Below are 15,487 nucleotides of genomic sequence, written 5' to 3' on the forward strand. Positions count from 1 at the left end.
CGGACACAACGAAAGGAGAGAGCGGCAGATGGTCCTGATCCTGATGGTCCTGCTTCTGGCGGGCAGCGGGGTGCTGTTGGCAGTGCGCCGCTCCAAGGAAAGCTGGCTGGTGCTGGGGCTGGTGATCTCGCTGGACGTGTTTTTGCTGGGCATCCTTACCTACATTGCAAAAAAGGGCGGCATCGGCGACCAGATTGAGACGCTGTTTTATCTGACCAGTGATGTGCGCCGTTTTTTTCAGTACCGGGTGATGACGCTGGGGCAGCTGGGTTTCTTCGTGGCGGTGGGACGTTATACCTTTCCGCCGCTGTTGGTGGCTCTGGCTTTGCAGTACAGCCTGAGTCCCTGGCTGCGGCCGCTGCGCAAAAAGGGCTGGGCGTTTTTTCTCCTTCCGGCGCTTACATTGTTCGTATATCTGCCGCCGGTGTTCAAGCAGTTGACCCATAACCGGCTGGAGCTGCAGAAGTTTCTGGTGGAGGCGAGTCTTGCCTGGATCTGGGCCTATCTGCTGCTGGCGGCGGCGCTATTGGTTTATGAGTATTTCAGCGTTTGCATTTCGTTTTTGAAAAAGCGTTACTTGGCAAAAGCATTGCTGCCGCTGAGCATGGGGCTGCTGTTTGCTATGTATTGCCCGCAGGACCCGGCGCAGATCTATCTGTTTTACAGCAGCGATTATATGTGGCTGTTGGGGATCTGGTATCTGAACCCGATTCTCTCACCCAGCCGTTATATCGCGGTGATCGCTATTACTGCCGTGGCAGGGGTTATGTGCTTTTACACCCTTCTGCGTAACACCCATACCTATATTTCAGAAAATCAGCGAGAACTGGTGCTGCAGCGCAAGTTTGACGCGGCCAATATGGGTGTGAGCGTGTTCGTGCATAGCATGAAAAACCAGCTGCTGGCCAACCGAGTGCTGCACAAGCGTATCAAGGCAGCCCTGGCTGAGTCTGAGCCGGACCTGGAAAAGCTGCGCCAGTACAGTTCAATGCTGGACGAGACAAACGAGGCGCTTTTGCAGCGGATGGAAGAGCTGTATCAAAGCGTAAAGGCCAAAAGCCTTTATCTGAGCGTGGTGTCCGCCGCCCAGGTGGCCGAAAAAGCTGTTGAGCGGTTCCAACACAAGTATCCGGAGGGCAGTGTGCAGGTGAAGGTGCCGGAAGAACTGAAGATCCTGGCGGATACCGTACACCTGGCGGAAGCGCTGTATAACCTGCTTACCAACGGCTGGGAGGCTATGGTGATGGCGGGCTGTGCCGGGCCGGAACAGGCGGTGCGGCTGCGCATCTACAACGAGCGGCTGTACACGGTAATTGAGGTGGCAGACCAGGGGCCTGGCATCACTCCGGAGGAGCAGAAACGCATCTTTGAACCCTTTTACTCCAGCAAAAATTCAAATCAGAATTGGGGCATGGGGCTTTACTATGTGCGGCAGATCGTAAAGAGCCATCTGGGCCACCTGCGGGTGGAGAGCAAAAGGGGACAGGGGACTCGCTTTCTGATCCTTCTGCCCCGCTATGCCGCCCGGCCCGCTGGGCCGGATGTACTGCTGGAAAGCTGTGAACACGAGGAAGTGGTGCTGAACCGGGAAGGAGGGAGAAAATGATCTCGATCTTGATTGCGGAGGATCTGGATCTTCTGCGAGAGGATATGGTTGAACTGCTGAACGCTCAGCCGGATATGCAGGTGGTGGGCACAGCGTCCACCGGAGCAAAAATCCTGGAACTGGCCAAAAGCGTGAAGAGTGATGTGGTACTCATGGACATCGAAATGGAGAGTCTCTCCGCTGGAATCATGGCGGCGGAGGCAATTCGGGATGAAGAGATTGACACCCATGTGGTCTACCTGACTGCTCACGAGACCGAAAAGACCATTCTCACCGCCATGGCCACCGGCGCAGCGGATTACATCGTGAAGGGCTGCCCGGACGAGGAGCTGCTGGAGCATATCCGCAGCGTGTATGCAGGGCATCCCATGATGGATTCCCGTATCCAGGAGGTGGTTCTGGAGGAATATAACCGGCTGCGCCGTTCGGAAAAAAGCCTGCTGTTTTTTATCAACAATGTGTCCCAGCTCACTGCCGCCGAGCGGCAGCTGGTCAAGCTGCTTTTGCAGGACAAAAAAGTCAAGGAGATTGCCGCCATCCGCTGTGTGGAGGTGGTGACCGTGAAGACCCAGATCAAGGGCCTTTTACATAAGTTCGGATGTTCCCGGACCAAGGAGATCGTTCAGATGATCCGGGAGCTGAATATATCGCATCTGTTTTTGAATGAGTAATTCTCAGAAAGGGGTCAATAGTCATGTACGAATACTATCAGATCAGCGCCCAGGACCTGGGCAAGGATGCCAAGGTGCCTGTGCTCAAGCTGGGGGATTCCGGCGAGGTGTTCTATGAGCTGGCGCTGGAGATGGTGAACACCATCAAGGAGCACAATGCAAAAGGCGAGAAGACCGTGTTCATCTGCCCGGTGGGCCCGGTGGGGCAGTATCCCATCTTTGTGCGTCTGGTCAATCGGGATCGGGTGAGCCTGAAAAACTGCTGGTTCATCAATATGGACGAATACCTCACCGACGAGGGTGAATGGATCGACAAGGAGAATCCCCTGAGCTTCCGGGGCTTCATGGAGCGCACTGTTTACAGCAAGGTGGACCCGGAGCTGCTGATGCCTGAGGAGCAGCGGGTCTTCCCGGACCCTCACGACACCGAGAAGGTGCAGCGGGTTATCGAGCAGCTGGGCGGAGTGGATATCGCCTTCGGCGGCATTGGCATCAACGGCCATCTGGCCTTCAACGAGCCTCAGGATGAGTTGACCCCCGAGGAGTTTGCTGCCTTGAACACTCGAGTGTTGACCATCAGCCGGGAGACCCGGACCACCAACGCCATCGGCGATCTGAACGGTGCCATCGATGCCATGCCCAAGCAGTGCATCACCATCGGCATGGCCCAGATCCTGGGCGCCCGCAAGATTCGGCTGGGCGTTTTCCGTGACTGGCACCGCAGTGTGGTGCGCCAGACTACCTATGGCGAGGTGAGCGCCCACTTCCCGGCAACCCTGATTCAGAATCATCCGGACGCCATGATCATTGCCAATGCCAACGCGGCCAAGCAGCCCTTCTGAACAGCGCGCAAACGCGGAAAGGAAACCAGCCATGGAACTTGTGATTAAAAACGCACGGGTCTACCACAATCATCGCTTTGAACAGCGGGAGGTCCTGATTCAGAATGGAACCATCACCCAGGTGGCGCCTCGGGTGGACACCCCGGCGGGCTGCCCGGTGCTGGATCTGGGCGGCAAGCGTCTGGTGCCCGGCTTCATTGACGTACACACCCACGGCAGCGCCGGGGTGGATGTGAATGCGGCCACCGCCGACCAGCTGAACAACACCATCGGCCGATTCTTCGCCAGCCAGGGCACCACCGGCTGGCTGGCCAGCGTGCTTACCGACACGCCGGAGCAGACTCTGTGGTGCATCGAGCAGATCAAGCAGGCCAAGGCCCAGACCGGCGACCATGCCCAGCTGCTGGGCGTGCATCTGGAGGGACCCTTCCTGGCCAGCGAGTACAAGGGCGCCATGCCGGAGCATCTGCTGCAGAAGGGCAACGCCGAGCTGTTCCGCCGTTACGCAAAAGCAGCCGAGGGCAGCATCAAATACATGACCGTAAGCCCTGAAGTGGAGGGCGTACCGGAGATGATCCGTCAGATCGCCGGTGAGGTGGTGGTGGCCATCGGCCACTCCGGTGCGGACTATGACACCGCCATGGAATGCATCGACGCGGGCGCGGCCTCCGCCACCCACACCTTCAACGCCATGAAGCTGCTGCACCAGCATTTCCCCGCCATCATGGGCGCGGTGCTGGAAACCGATGTATACTGCGAGGCCATCTGCGACGGGCGGCATCTGCACCCGGGCACCGTGCGCTTTCTGATCAAGTGCAAGGGCCTGGACCGGGTGGTGGCCATCACCGACAGCATCATGGCTGCCGGCCTGCCGGACGGCAACTACAAGCTGGGCGTGAACGACGTGGTGGTGGAGGATGGCGATGCCAAGCTGGCCAGCAACGGCACACGCGCCGGCAGCACGCTGACCACCGGCCAGGCACTGAAGAATCTGGTCAAGTTCACTGGACGCCCGGTGGAAGAGGTCCTGCCTCTGCTCACTGAGAACCCGGCGGACCTGTTGAAGATGGGTACCCAAAAGGGGCGCATCCGTCCCGGCTGGGATGCCGACCTGGTGGTGCTGGACGAGGACCTCAATGTAGTCCGCACCCTGGTGGGCGGCCGCACCGTTTTTGAAAAGGTCTGAATATATTTTTTCGCGAGAATCCCCCGAAGCAGCTGCTTCGGGGGATTTTTCATGAAGCAGCCGGCGAAAGGTATGAGGGATTTTCATACTGGCCCGTCGAAAACCGGCGGCCTATAATGAAATATAAGGAGAAGTGAGTGGTTATGAAGCTTTATCTGAACACCGATCTTGCCCGGCGCTATGCCGACGCAGGGCTGCTGGAGCAGGAGCGCCTGCGGGCAAAGGATATTTACCGGGAGCTGATGACTGCCGGTGAGGCAAGCCCGGACTGGGGCGTGACCGGCTGGCTGCACTGTGAAGAGGCGGCCATGCAGCGGGCACAGATCGCGGAAAAGGCAAAGGAGATTCGCCAGAACGCCGATGCATTCGTGCTGGTGGGCGTGGGAGGCTCCAACCAGGCAGCCCGGGCCATGATCGAGGCGTTGGATACCACCGGCCCCCAGATCCTCTATGCGGGCAACACTCTCTCGGCCTGGGAACTGGTTCGCACCCTGCAGAAGCTGGAGGGCAAGAGTGTTTACATCAACGTGATCGCCAAAAACTTTGAGACCCTGGAGCCGGGCAGCCACTTCCGGGTGCTGCGCCGCTGGATGAGCGAGCGCTATACTCCCGACGAGATGGCCCGGCGGGTGGTGCTTACCGGTACGTACGGCAGCCGCCTGGAGGAGATCGCAAAGGAGAACGGCTATCTGTTCCTCAGTTTCCCCGAGCGCATCGGCGGGCGCTATTCTGCCTTCAGCCCGGTGGCGCTGCTGGCGCTGGCGGTGGCCGGGCTGGACGTGGAGGCATTTGTGGCGGGCGGCTCGGCCATGGAGGCGGAGCTGACCGCAGAGCAGGGAGGCATCGCTGCGGAATATGCCGCACTGCGCAGCGCGCTGGGCCAAAAGGGCTACGCCATCGAGATGCTGGCCGCCTTTGAGCCCCGGCTGTTCTGGGCCCAGAGCTGGTGGAAGCAGCTGTTTGGCGAGAGCGAGGGTAAGGACCACAAAGGCCTGTTCCCGGCCACCATGACCAATTCCGAGGACCTGCACAGCATGGGCCAGTACATGCAGGAGGGCAGACGCATTCTGATCGAGACCTTCCTGATGGTGGATGACCCGGGCGCTGAGCTGCGCGTGCAGTCGGACAAGGCCTTCGGCGACCGGTTCGATTATCTGGACGGCATGGATTTTGCCAACATCAACCGGGCAGCAGAAAAGGCCACCATCCAGGCCCACGATGCCGGGGGCGTGCCCTGCATCCAGCTGCGGCTACCCCGCCTGAACGAGGAAACCTACGGCCGGATGTATTATTTCTTTATGATCGCCTGCGCTATCTCCGGCAAGCTGCTGGGCGTGGACCCCTTTGATCAGAACGGTGTGGAGGAGTACAAGCGCAGCATGTTCCGTGCACTGGGAAAAGCTTGAAGGAAGTAATCGGGTGGATGCATTTGCAAATTGACCGGTTCGGCTGCTGCCCAACCGGGTCCGATACTTGATTCCGCACAGAGCGATGCGGCGGTGGTGCTGAAATGTGTTCCGCCAAGCGGAAAACCAGCCGAAAATACGGTTTAATGGGCTATTTTCACAGAAAAACAGCCTCGGTCTACTGCAACTAGCCGAAAATATACACACGTGTAAATATTTTGCGTAAATCCCTTGTAACCCCTGCGGATTTGTTTTATGATTGGACCTGTAGCAAAAGCAAACGCCGTAGTTAATCCTGCCGCCGCCGGCGGCCGACCCATACGAAAAGGAGTATCATTATGTTAGTACCTCTGCGTGCGATTTTGGAAGCCACTGAAAAAGAACACTATGCCCAGGGCGCGTTCAACGTGAACGCTGTGGCCCAGGCCAAGGCAGCCATCCAGGTACACGAGATGTTCCGCAGCCCCGCCATCCTGCAGGGGGCGGACCTGGCCAACGGTTTTATGGGCGGATGCACCGATTTTATGAACGCCACCCTGGAGGACAAAAAGGTGGGCGCGCAGAACATCGGCAATGCGGTGAAGAAATACGGTGAGGACAGCCCCATTCCCATTGCGCTGCATCTGGACCACGGTCGGGATTTCGACTCCTGCAAGGCGGCCATTGCCGGCGGCTACACCAGCGTGATGATCGACGGCTCGTCCCTGCCCTTTGAGGAAAACATCGAGCTCACCCGTGAGGTGGTAAAATACGCCCACGAGCGTGGCGTTTCGGTGGAGGCTGAGCTGGGTGTGCTGGCCGGTGTGGAGGACCATGTGTTCAGTGCCGGCTCCACCTACACCAATCCTCTGGACGCGGTGGAATTCATCAAAAAGACCAAGGTGGATGCGCTGGCCATCAGCTACGGCACCATGCACGGCGCCAACAAGGGCAAGGGCGCAAAGCTGCGCAAGGAGATCGCCATCGCCACCAAGGAATGCCTGATGCATGAGGGTATCTTCTGTGCGCTGGTGAGCCACGGTTCCTCCACCGTGCCCCAGTACATCGTAAAGGAGATCAACGCCTTGGGCGGTGACCTCCAGAACGCCTACGGTATTGAGCTGGCTCAGCTGAAGGAGGCTGCCCGCTGCGGTATCGCAAAGATCAATGTGGATACGGATATCCGTCTGGCGGTGACCCGCAACATGAAGGAGCTGTTCCACTACCGCCCCGAGCTGCAAAGCAGCGCCAGCATCGGCGCCATCTACCGCCTGCTGGAGGAGAAAAAGACCGCCTTCGATCCCCGTGTCTTCCTGCCGCCCATCATGAATACCGTGATGTACGGCGATGTACCCGACGAGGATGTGGCCGCCATTGTGGACTGCGTTGAGCGGGGCGTGAAGGAAGTGGTCGGCACCCTGATCGTGGAGTTCGGCAGTGTGGGCAAGGCGCCCGCCGTGGAGCGGGTGACCCTGGACGAGATGGCCGAGCGCTACCGCAAGGAAGGCATCTGATCCAATTCGTTTCCGGCCGCCGGCCGCTCCCTTGGGGGCAGCCGGCGCTGGCCGGTTTATCAAACCAGACTAAAAGGAGAAGTGCTCATGAAATACATCTTTTTGAATCTGAAACGCTTCGATGTGCCCACCGAGTTCGGCGGCGTGAACCGCATCGCGCCGGTGGGAGACTGGGGCCGCTATATTGTGGAGAACACCCAGGAGCAGCTGAAAAAGTATGACCCGGAGAAGGTGGAGTTTGTGCAGTACTTCCCCGAGGCCCACATCCTGGGCGCGGCGGCGGCCCGCTGTGAGAACAGCCCGGTGAAGATCGGCTGCCAGAGCATCTATCGGGACGATACCGCCGTGGGCGGCAACTTCGGCGCCTTTACCACCAACCGGCCCGCCTCCATTGCCAGGGCCATGGGCTGCGGCGGAGTGATCATCGGCCACTGTGAGGAGCGCAACGATAAAAACGGCGTTCTGGCCGAGGCCGGCGTGACCGACACCGCCGCCACCAACCGCCTTTTGAACAAGGAGATCAAGGCGGCCATTGCCCGGGGAATGAAGGTGCTGTACTGCATCGGCGAAAAGAGCGAGGAGCAGGACCGCTGGCAGGAGGTCCTGGGTGAGCAGCTGGACATCGGCCTGGACGGTGTGGACAAGAGCCAGGTGGTCATTGCCTACGAGCCCATCTGGTCCATCGGCCCCGGCAAGACCCCGGCGGACAAGCCCTACATCGAAAAGATCGCCCGCTTCGTGAAGGAACGCACCGGCGGCATCCCCGTGGTATACGGCGGCGGCCTGAAGAAAGACAACGCCGAGATGCTGGCCAGCATCGAGGAGATCGACGGCGGCCTGATTGCTCTGACCCGCTTCTCCGGGGAGATCGGCTTCTACCCGGACGAGTATCTCGAGATCATCCGCACCTACCTGGGCGAGTAACAAAAGAGGAGGAATGTTTCCATGAAACTGGATTTTGAATACGGCCACGGCCTGATGAGCGCCGAGCTGCCCGACAACACCGATGTGTTCATTCCCGGCACCACCGTGCCCGACCCGGACTACATCCCCGAGGATAAGCTGGAGGACGCCTATCTGGAGAGCCTGCGCAATCCCATCGGCATGAAGCCCCTGAGCGAGCTGGCCTTCCCCGGCGCAAAGGTGGTCTTCATCGTGCCCGACCGGGTCAAGGGCGGCGAGCAGCCCACCAGCCACCGCAAGGTCAGCATCAAGCTGATTTTGAAAGAGCTGTATGCGGCCGGCGTGAAGAAGGAGGACATCCAGTTCATCATCTCCAACGGCCTGCATCCCCGCGCTAAGCCCGAGGATTACAAGGCCATCTTCGGTGAGGAGCTGTTCAATGAGTTCTGGTACACCCACCAGATGACCAGCCACGACTCCGAGGACCCGGACAACATGGTCGACCTGGGCACCACCAAGCGGGGCGACCCGGTGTGCATGAACAAGACCGTGTTCGAGTGCGATATTCCCATTCTGATCGGCCACGTGCAGGGCAACCCCTACGGCGGTTACTCCGGCGGGTACAAGCACTGCGCCACCGGCATTACCAACTGGCGCAGCATCGCCAGCCATCATGTGCCTGAGGTCATGCACCGGGACGACTTCACCCCCGTGAACGGCGGCAGCCTGATGCGCCACAAGTTCAACGAGATCGGTATGCACATGGAGGAGAAGATGGGCCATCCCTTCTTCTGCTGCGACGCTGTGCTGGATACCAAGAGCCGCCAGATCGCCATCTACTCCGGCTACGCCAAGGAGATGATGCCCGAGAGCTGGAAGCTGGCCGACAAGCGCACCTACGTGCACTGGGCCGAAAAGAAATACGACGTGCTGGTCTTCGGTATGCCCCAGAAGTTCCACTACGGCGACGGCATGGGCACCAACCCCATCATGATGATGCAGGCGCTGAGCGCCCAGGTGCTGCGCTTCAAGCGCGTGATGAGCGACCACTGCGTGATCATCTGCTCCTCCATCTGCAACGGCTATTTCCACGACGAGCTGTGGCCCTACCTGCGCGAGGAGTGGGAGGCCTTCCAGCATGACCACATGAATATTCTGCCGGATATGAACCGTCTGGGCGAATACTACGCCACCAACGAGGAATACATCCGCAAGTACCGCTTCACCAACGCCTTCCATCCCTTCCACGGCTTCTCCATGATGAGCTGCGGTCACATCGCCGAGATGAACACCAGCGCCATCTACATCGTGGGCGCAGAGGAGCCGGGCATCGCCCGCAGCATGGGCCTGAAGACCCGCGCCACCTTTGAGGAGGCGCTGGCCGATGCCAAGAAGAAGTTCGTGGGCGAGAACCCCAACATTCTGGCGCTGCCCCAGACCTTCAAGGTTGCCGCTGTGCACCTGTGCATGAAGGACCCCAGCCAGGACTGCATGGACGAGTACGGCCATCATCCCTGCTGCGGCTAAGAGCGGTATACCCATTTTAAAATAAACCATGCCGGGCCCCCGGAATGAGGGGGCCCGGCCTTGCGCTTTTCAAGAGAGGAAGGAAACCAATGCAGGTTTTTGCATATCTTATCATCAGTTTGCTGGCCAGCATCGCCGGAGCCATCTGCGGCATCGGCGGCGGAGTCATCATCAAGCCCACCCTGGACCTGTTCCATCTGGACAGCGTGGCCACCGTAAGCTTTCTGTCCGGCTGCACCGTGCTGGCCATGAGCTGCTATTCCGTGACCAAGGCCATGCGCGCGGGCGACAGCAAGGTGGATTTGAAGATCGGTACCCCGCTGGCCATCGGCGCGGCCATCGGCGGCGTGGCGGGCAAGCAGATGTTCAGTGTGATCAGCGCCCAGTTCCAGGAGACCGCGGGTGCGGTGCAGGCCGCCTGCCTGTTTCTGATCACCCTGGGTACCATGGTGTACACCCTGTGCAAGGCGCGCATCCGCACCAAGCAGATCGACAGCGCGGTGGTCTGTCTGATCATCGGCCTGTTGCTGGGCATCATGTCCAGCTTCCTGGGCATCGGCGGCGGCCCCATCAACCTGGTGGTGTTCTATTTCTTCTTCTCCATGGACACCAAGACCGCGGCTCAGAACAGCCTGTATGTGATTCTGGTCAGCCAGATCACCAGCCTGCTGGCCACGCTGGTCACCGGCAGTGTGCCGCCCTTCGGCTGGCTCAGCCTGGTGCTGATGGTCGCCGGCGGCATCGGCGGCGGCATGATCGGCCGTGCCTTCAACAAGCGGATGGACAACAAGGCGGTGGACAAGCTGTTCATCGGCCTGATGGTCATCATCATGGGCATCAGCCTTTATAATGTATATCAGTACACCTTTGCGGTGTGAGCGATTTCCAAAGTGCGGGCGGCCGGTTTGCGGCTGCCCGCTTTGCTTTTGCGGCCAAACAGTGTACAATAAAATCATATCGCATAAAATAGCGGGGCAAGACCCCGCGTACCAATAAGGAGAACCCAAATGATCTTGGATGCAAACGAACGGGAGCGGCTGGCCCACCAGGCACAGGAGCTGTTTTTGGCTGAGCCCGCCGACTATGAGGCGGCGGTGCCTGCACTGCGCCAGGCGGCGGCGCTGGGCGATGTGTGGTGCCTGTGCACCCTGGGCTGGTGCTGCGAATTCGGCAAGGGCACCGAACTGGACCTGCCTCAGGCCGCCTGGCTCTACCGCCAGGCGGCGGACAAGGGCTACCCGCCCGCTCAGTGCAATCTGGCGGTGCTGCACATTACCGGCAAGGGCATGGCGCCGGACCCGGCCCAGGGGGCCTACTGGCTGGAAAAGGCCGCGGCTCAGGGCTTTGCACGGGCCCAGTATCTGCTGGGCACCCTGTATCAGGATGGCCGGGGCGTGGAAAAGGACCAAAAGCGCGCCGCTCGCCTGTTTGGCGACGCGTCCTTCCAGGGCTACACCGCCGCCCAGTTCAGCCTGGGCGTGTGCTATGAACGGGGCCGGGGTGTGGAGCGCAACTTCGAGACCGCCCTGCACCAGTACCAGCTGGCGGCGGCTCAGGGCCACATTGCCGCGGTGTACAACGCGGGCTACTTTTACGAGATGGGCCTCGGCACCGAGCGGGACCCGGTGAAGGCCGCCCAGCTGTATGCCCAGGCCGCCGAGGCCGGGGATTCCGACGGCCAGTGCAGCCTGGCCTGGTGCTACGACACCGGCACCGGCGTGGAGAAAGACCCCCGCAGGGCGGTGGAGCTGTATCAGAAGGCAGTGGATCAGGGCCATCTGCGGGCCATGCACAATCTGGCCTGGTGCTACCGGATGGGCCAGCCCGGCGCGGACGGGCCGGACCGGAAGGAAAAGGCGGTGGAGCTGTTCCGCCGCGCGGCCAGTCAGGGTTATATGAGCTCGGTGTGCGATCTGGGCATCTGCTACCAGGAGGGCTGGGGCGTGCCCCAGGACCTGGACAAGGCGCTGGAGCTTTACCGGAAGGCGGCGGACCGGGGCCTGGCCAAGGCCATGAACTGCCTGGGCGAATGCTGCTGGCGGGGCGAGGGCGTGGAGCAGAATCTGCAGGCTGCGCTGGAATGGTTTGAGAAGGGCGCGGCAGGCGGCAACCCGGAGGCCCAGTTCAACGCGGCCTGGTTTCTGGACGAGGGCCTGGCCGGAGAGGCGGACCATGCCCGGGCAGTACACTGGTACGAGGCGCTGCTCAAGCAGGCGCTGCCCGAGCGGGAATGCTGGCGCAACGGGGTGAACAACCTGGGCGAATGCTACCGCTACGGCCGGGGTGTGGAAAAGGATCTGGAGACCGCCGAACAGCTGTACCGGCTGGCGGGCCAGAGCGGAAACGACATGGCCTGGTTCAATCTGGGCGAGATGTACCATCAGGAAAAGAAGGATGCAGCGGCCGCTGCGGAATTTTACCGAACCGGTGTGGAGACCTGCACCGAGGGCGGCGACTGCGCACTGGCGCTGGCACTGCTGTATGAGAACGGTCAGGGCGTGGAGCGAGACGAGGACAAGGCGGTGGAGCTGGCCCGGCTGGCGCTGAAGCGGGCCGGAGGTGACGAGCAGGTCATCCGGGACGCCACCGCCCTTTTGGACCGGCAGGGCGCGCAGCACTGAGCGCCTGCCAAAAAAGGAGGAACGAACATGGACAAGGAGAAGCTGCTGGCATTTGCCCGCGCCCGGCTCAAGCCGGTGACCTGCCTGGATGCGATCGAGATTCTGGCCTGTGAGCCGGGTCTGGCCCGGCTGCGGGCTCCGGTGGGCGACCAGGCAAAGAACGCCTTCGGCAACGCCCACGGCGGCTGGCTGTATACCCTGTGCGACAGCTGCAGCGGTCTGGCCGCCTGCGCGGGCGGCTATGCCCATGTGACGCTGCAGGCCGGCATGAACTATCTGGCAGCAGGCCGCCCCGGCGACCTGCTCACGGTGGAGGCGGTGAGCGAGCATTCCGGCCGCCACACCTGCGTGAACCGAGTGACCATCACCAACCAGGAGGGCAGGCTGGTGGCCACCGCCAGCTTTACCATGTATCGGCTGGATGACAAGATCCCCGGGCTGGACTGAACGTTGCGAGAAACAGAAAAAGAGAGCATTCGCCTGCCGGAACCCGGCGGGCAGATGCTCTCTTTGTTTGTATTCAAGGGTGCAGGCCCAGCAGGCCGCCGATCACAAGGCCCGGCGCGGCCCAGTCCGCCTGCCAGAAGGCTTCGTTCACCGCCCGCAGGTTGTCCGGGGCGTATTCCACCTCCCGGGAATAGGCCTTGGCGGCGCTGACCAAAACGGTCTGAAAATCGCCCTGCTCCTGCTTCGCCAGCAGGGGCAGCAGCAGGGCCGCGGCGATGGCGTGCATCGCGCCGCACAGCGCGTCGCCCTCACAGGCCTCGGATACGAAATACCGGTAGAGCATGTAGTGGGCCACATTCGCTGCCGTCTGTTCCAGCTCCGGGGTTTCCCACAGAGGATGGGCCAGCCGTTGGGGCAGCGCCTGCCGCAGCTCGGCCAGCCGTCCGGGCCAATCGGCGTGATTGGCCGGGAGGGTTTCCAGCAGCGCCAGCAGCGGGGCGAGAAATTCCGCAAGTGAGGCCTCGGGGACGGCCTCGGCCAGCTGCCGGGCCAGGTCCGGCCAGCGGCTCTGTTCGCCGTAAAATTCCGCCAGCGCAAAGGCCGCGTCGGCGGTCAGCTGCTGGGCGGTGCAGCCCCGGGCTTCGGCCTGCTCCGGCGCGCCGTCCATCCAGCTTTGCAGGTCCCGGGCCAGGCTGGCCAGCAGGGCGAGCCTTACCACCAGAGGCAGCGCCGCCTCCCGCAGCAGAGCGAAGGCGGATTCGCGAACTGCCCGCAGTCCGGCCAGCAGCTCCGGGTCGGGGCCGTCGGGGTCCGGCGCTTCCGCAATGTCCCGGCTGGTCAGCCGGGGCGGAGCAGAAAACAGAATCAGCCGGGCGGCCTCCTCACAGCTCAGGCCCAGACCGCTCTCCTTTTCCGCGCCGAACCAGTTGTGAAAGCGGGGATGCTGGTCGCAGATGGCACAGAGGTGGGTTTCGCCCAGATGTCGGTAGATGTCGCACAGGTTTTCGCTGTTCAGAAAGGGGCAGCGCCCCGCCCCGGTCAGGGCGAAATAGGGCGGGTCCCCGGGCTGGATGGCCGCCCGCAGCCGGTCACCGAAGGCGCCGGTCTGGGACTGGTAATCCGCCAGCGCGGCCGGGTCGATGCCGATCTCCCAGCCGATGCAGCAGTTGTCGGTGCAGCGGGAGGCGATGCACCGGAACCGGTCGTAGTAATCAGGTACGGTGAGCCGCATGGGGGCTCTCACTCCTTTTCAAAGGTGTTCAGCAGAGCAAGGAATTCCTCGCCGTACTGCTCGCACTTGCGCACGCCCACGCCGGGCACCTCCAGAAGTGCTTCCCGGGTCTTGGGCAGATGGGCGCACATGGCCCGCAGGGTGGCGTCGGTGAAGACCACGAAGGCGGGCACGCCCGCCTGCCGGGCCAGCTTGAGCCGCAGGTCCTTGAGCTGCTGCAGATGGTCCGCATTCAGGTCCTTTTCCTCGATGGCCTTCAGCTTGGCTGCGCTCTTCGCGGCCAGCTTCACCACCGAGGCCCGCTGCAGATCGGGGCGGCAGACCGAGCAGGCGCCGCAGCCCTCCCGGCCGGTGCGCTGGCCGAAGTATTTTAAAATCTCCCCCCGCAGACAGTAGCGGCTGTGGCAGTAAAAGGTCATCTGACGCAGCCGGTCCTTCTGGCGCAGAAGCTGGGTCTCCACCTCCTCCGGGCTGGCCCCGGCGGCGGGCTCGCTGTTGTCGATGAGGAAGTTGCCGGTGCGCACATCCCCGGCGGAGTAGAGCAGGATGCAGTCCGCGTCCTGACCGTCCCGCCCGGCGCGGCCCGCCTCCTGGTAGTAGCTCTCCAGATCCAGGGGCATGTTGTAGTGGATGACGAAGTTCACGTTGGATTTGTCGATGCCCATGCCGAAGGCATTGGTGGCCACCATCACCCGCGCCTGATCGAAGAGGAAGGCCTCCTGGCTGCGCTGGCGCTCCTCCGGAGCCATGCCCGCATGATAGCGGGCGGCGGCGATGTTCTGGCCGATGAGCTTTTCGTATACCTCGTCCACCTTTTTGCGGGTGGAGCAGTACACGATGCCGGTGGCCTGAGGGTGGTCGTTCAGGTAGGCCAGCAGGCAGGGAAACTTCTCCCGCTCCTCCATCCGCTGTACCTCGAAGAACAGGTTGGGCCGGTCAAAGCCGGTGGTCAGCTCCAGGGGCTGGCGCAGGGCCAGCAGCTGACGGATGTCGTCCTTCACCCGCTGGGTGGCGGTGGCGGTGAAGGCTCCCAGCGGCGGGCGCTGGTTCAGCTGGTCCGCAAACTGGCGAATCTGCAGGTAGCTGGGCCGGAAGTCCTGCCCCCACTGGGAGACGCAGTGGGCCTCGTCCACGCAGAGCAGCGAGATCTGCACGCTGTGGGAAAAGCGCAGAAAGCCTGGGGTCAGCAGCCGCTCCGGGGCCACATACACGATCTTATACATGCCGTCGCAGGCGTTGGCCAGCGCCTTGCGGCACTGGTTCTCGGTGAGGGAGGAGTTGATGTAGGCCGCCCGCACGCCCATCTGGATCAGCGCCTGCACCTGATCCTGCATCAGGCTGATCAGCGGGCTGACCACCACGGTGATGCCGGGCAAAAGCAAGGCCGGCAGCTGGTAGCAGATGGATTTGCCCGCGCCGGTGGGCATGACCGCCAGCACGTCCTGCCCGGCCAGCAGGGCGTCCACCACCTCCTGCTGGCCGGGGCGGAAGGCGTCGTAGCCGAAAATATCCTTCAATGTCCGGTGGACCCGGATCGGATCATAATTCATGGAA

At 61.7% G+C, this 15,487-nt stretch carries 13 protein-coding genes; 11 read left to right on the forward strand and 2 right to left on the reverse strand.

What is annotated here, in order from left to right; translation table 11 throughout:
* Nucleotides 1-28: 28 nt before the first annotated feature.
* The 11 genes from B5F28_RS10880 (at nucleotide 29) to B5F28_RS10930 (ending at nucleotide 12,702) form a co-directional block, all read left to right on the forward strand.
* Complete coding sequence (locus B5F28_RS10880) at nucleotides 29-1,606, forward strand: sensor histidine kinase (protein ID WP_087295916.1); 1,578 nt, start codon at nucleotides 29-31, stop codon at nucleotides 1,604-1,606.
* Entirely contained in the window at nucleotides 1,603-2,277 is a 675-nt protein-coding gene (locus tag B5F28_RS10885; protein WP_087295917.1) for a response regulator transcription factor, read from the forward strand. The genes B5F28_RS10880 and B5F28_RS10885 overlap by 4 nt, the downstream gene beginning before the upstream one ends.
* 23 nt (nucleotides 2,278-2,300) lie before the next feature.
* Nucleotides 2,301-3,119 carry a sugar phosphate isomerase family gene (locus B5F28_RS10890; RefSeq protein ID WP_087295918.1) on the forward strand — a complete coding sequence of 273 codons (819 nt, stop codon included), beginning with the start codon at nucleotides 2,301-2,303 and terminating at the stop codon, nucleotides 3,117-3,119.
* A gap of 31 nt (nucleotides 3,120-3,150) precedes the next feature.
* Nucleotides 3,151-4,305, forward strand: coding sequence for an N-acetylglucosamine-6-phosphate deacetylase (gene nagA / locus B5F28_RS10895; RefSeq protein ID WP_087295919.1), 1,155 nt, complete (start codon nucleotides 3,151-3,153; stop codon nucleotides 4,303-4,305).
* Nucleotides 4,306-4,448: 143 nt separating this feature from the next.
* A complete protein-coding gene (locus B5F28_RS10900; protein WP_087295920.1) occupies nucleotides 4,449-5,711 on the forward strand; it encodes a glucose-6-phosphate isomerase in 1,263 nt (420 codons plus the stop codon).
* A gap of 338 nt (nucleotides 5,712-6,049) precedes the next feature.
* A complete protein-coding gene (locus B5F28_RS10905) occupies nucleotides 6,050-7,204 on the forward strand; it encodes a class II fructose-bisphosphate aldolase (protein ID WP_414600600.1) in 1,155 nt (384 codons plus the stop codon).
* An 87-nt stretch (nucleotides 7,205-7,291) separates the two neighbouring features.
* Nucleotides 7,292-8,128, forward strand: a complete 837-nt coding sequence (locus B5F28_RS10910; protein WP_087295922.1) for a triose-phosphate isomerase family protein — start codon at nucleotides 7,292-7,294, stop codon at nucleotides 8,126-8,128.
* 21 nt (nucleotides 8,129-8,149) lie between these two features.
* A complete protein-coding gene (locus tag B5F28_RS10915; RefSeq protein WP_087295923.1) occupies nucleotides 8,150-9,634 on the forward strand; it encodes a lactate racemase domain-containing protein in 1,485 nt (494 codons plus the stop codon).
* 89 nt (nucleotides 9,635-9,723) lie between these two features.
* On the forward strand, nucleotides 9,724-10,512 hold the full coding sequence (locus B5F28_RS10920) for a sulfite exporter TauE/SafE family protein (RefSeq protein ID WP_087295924.1): 789 nt from the start codon (nucleotides 9,724-9,726) through the stop codon (nucleotides 10,510-10,512).
* 129 nt (nucleotides 10,513-10,641) lie between these two features.
* Complete coding sequence (locus B5F28_RS10925) at nucleotides 10,642-12,255, forward strand: tetratricopeptide repeat protein (protein WP_087295925.1); 1,614 nt, start codon at nucleotides 10,642-10,644, stop codon at nucleotides 12,253-12,255.
* A 27-nt stretch (nucleotides 12,256-12,282) separates the two neighbouring features.
* Entirely contained in the window at nucleotides 12,283-12,702 is a 420-nt protein-coding gene (locus B5F28_RS10930) for a PaaI family thioesterase (RefSeq protein ID WP_087295926.1), read from the forward strand.
* Nucleotides 12,703-12,775: 73 nt separating this feature from the next.
* On the opposite strand, the gene fliB is transcribed toward B5F28_RS10930, so the two are convergent.
* Nucleotides 12,776-13,933: a flagellin lysine-N-methylase gene (fliB, locus tag B5F28_RS10935; protein WP_087295927.1), complete on the reverse strand. Its 1,158-nt coding sequence runs from the start codon at nucleotides 13,931-13,933 to the stop codon at nucleotides 12,776-12,778.
* An 8-nt stretch (nucleotides 13,934-13,941) separates the two neighbouring features.
* Nucleotides 13,942-15,483 (reverse strand): RecQ family ATP-dependent DNA helicase, encoded by a 1,542-nt coding sequence (locus B5F28_RS10940; protein ID WP_087295928.1) that lies wholly within the window; start codon nucleotides 15,481-15,483, stop codon nucleotides 13,942-13,944.
* Nucleotides 15,484-15,487: the final 4 nt, after the last annotated feature.

This window comes from Gemmiger sp. An194, assembly GCF_002160145.1.
In the GTDB taxonomy this organism is placed as follows: domain Bacteria; phylum Bacillota; class Clostridia; order Oscillospirales; family Ruminococcaceae; genus Allofournierella.